Below are 1,537 nucleotides of genomic sequence, written 5' to 3'. Positions count from 1 at the left end.
GAATAATATATTGATAAATATTATTAAATAAAAATGCCAAAATATATCCAGCAGAAAAGCAAATAAAACCACCAATATGGCTTAAACGCAATTTGCACTTATGGATAAGTATGGTAACTAAGTAAGAATACTCACCGACTTTTTGCTTGGCGACTTTTGGTAATAACCGAGCGAGAATTTTTCTTGGTGACATTTTTTAATATTTTTAATTAAAATTTCTATGTTGACGAAATTGATAGCTTGATAATCGTCCAAACTTTTTAAATTTATTTCGAGAATTAATATCCAAACCAGCATCAATTAATTATTTGACAACTAAATGATTTCTTTTTGTCCAAAGTCCAATTCATTAGAACTGTATAATAATTGTCACCTGAGTTGTTTAAATCTAGGTTATCGTAACCTTTAATTACCAACTTTTTTTTGTAGTCTCACTTGCAGTTTTCTCTGCTTTAGCTCCATCAGAATAACCAGATTCAAATTTTGATATCAAGAATTAATAATTATAAAGAAAAGTTAAAGAAAACAATCAATATAATTAGCAATTGATAAAATAAGTAAGTAAAAACTACTACTTAATGGTAAATTAAAAGTATGAAAATTAGCGCACGTAATACAATCAAAGGAACTGTAAAAAAAATTATACCAGGAGTAGTTAATACTGAAGTGACCCTTGAAATCGCCCCTGGTGTTGAAGTTACTTCGGTTATTACTAAATCTTCTGCTGAGAAGTTACATCTGTCACTAAATAAAGAAGCGTACATAGTGATTAAAGCAACTGATGTCATGGTTGCTGTTGATTAAGATTTGTAGCTATAGCTTTTTGATATTAGACATCTCTGAGAATTAATTATCCGTTATCTAAAACCCTTGTCCTGCCTCAGAAGTGCTACGTCTCTACGTCTTTTCCGGAGATGTCTATATATAGGTTGGAATTTTCAGAAAAAATCACAAGGCTTGCGAAAAGCAAGCTTTATTTATTTATTTCTATCCTGACTGGTGCTAGGGTAAAATCAATAAATAAATTACCCAAATCACAGAAAAAAGTCATAACTGAATCAGAGTTATGACTTGAATATAAGCTAAATTTAAAAATCGAAAAAATCAGAAAATCAAACTAATGATTTATGCCAAGTAAGGTTCTTGATGGGTTTTGATTGTGCAATTAGAACGAGGGTAGGTAACGCAAAGCAATGCAAAACCTTTAGACATTTGTTCATCATCCAAGAAGTTTTGATCTGATTGGTCAACTTCACCTTCAACTATTTTTCCTACGCAGCTAGAGCAAGAACCAGCATGACAAGAAAAAGGTAATTCAATACCAGCTTCTTCAGCACCATCTAAAATAGTGGTATCTTCGTCAACTTCAATTACAGTGTCAAGTTCTTCTTTTTTGTTGATTAATCTAACTTGATAAGCAGCCATTTTTGTGTTCTCCTCAAAGTAAAGAAATACAATTTAACATCATGAGTTTGAACAAGTAATTACTTGTCGAACTCAAGCGTAGAAAAAGCAAAATTATCAGGCAAAATACCTG

The 1,537-nt window shown here is 31.1% G+C and carries 3 protein-coding genes; 1 reads left to right on the top strand and 2 read right to left on the bottom strand.

The features are described 5' to 3' along the window. Window positions 1-193, bottom strand: a 193-nt coding sequence (locus CK510_RS31340) for a hypothetical protein (protein WP_143289522.1), incomplete at its 3' end; no start/stop codon positions are given. Window positions 194-594: 401 nt separating this feature from the next. On the opposite strand from CK510_RS31340, the gene CK510_RS30215 reads away from it, so the two are divergent. Then, on the top strand, window positions 595-804 hold the full coding sequence (locus CK510_RS30215; RefSeq protein ID WP_095725098.1) for a TOBE domain-containing protein: 210 nt from the start codon (window positions 595-597) through the stop codon (window positions 802-804). Between the two features lie 321 nt (window positions 805-1,125). Here CK510_RS30215 and CK510_RS30210 read toward each other — a convergent pair whose 3' ends face one another. After that, a complete protein-coding gene (locus CK510_RS30210) occupies window positions 1,126-1,425 on the bottom strand; it encodes a 2Fe-2S iron-sulfur cluster-binding protein (protein ID WP_095725097.1) in 300 nt (99 codons plus the stop codon). Window positions 1,426-1,537: the final 112 nt, after the last annotated feature.

It is taken from the genome of Brunnivagina elsteri CCALA 953 (assembly GCF_002289455.1).
In the GTDB taxonomy this organism is placed as follows: domain Bacteria; phylum Cyanobacteriota; class Cyanobacteriia; order Cyanobacteriales; family Nostocaceae; genus Brunnivagina; species Brunnivagina elsteri.
Note: the sequence above shows the minus strand (reverse complement) of the source record. Positions and strands in the feature narration are given on the sequence as shown.

Excerpts from the sequence above, each read along its gene's own strand:
- CK510_RS30215 (WP_095725098.1), top strand. The coding sequence starts at position 595 with ATGAAAATTAGCGCACGTAATACAATCAAAGGAACTGTAAAAAAAATT.
- CK510_RS30210 (WP_095725097.1), bottom strand. The coding sequence starts at position 1,425 with ATGGCTGCTTATCAAGTTAGATTAATCAACAAAAAAGAAGAACTTGAC.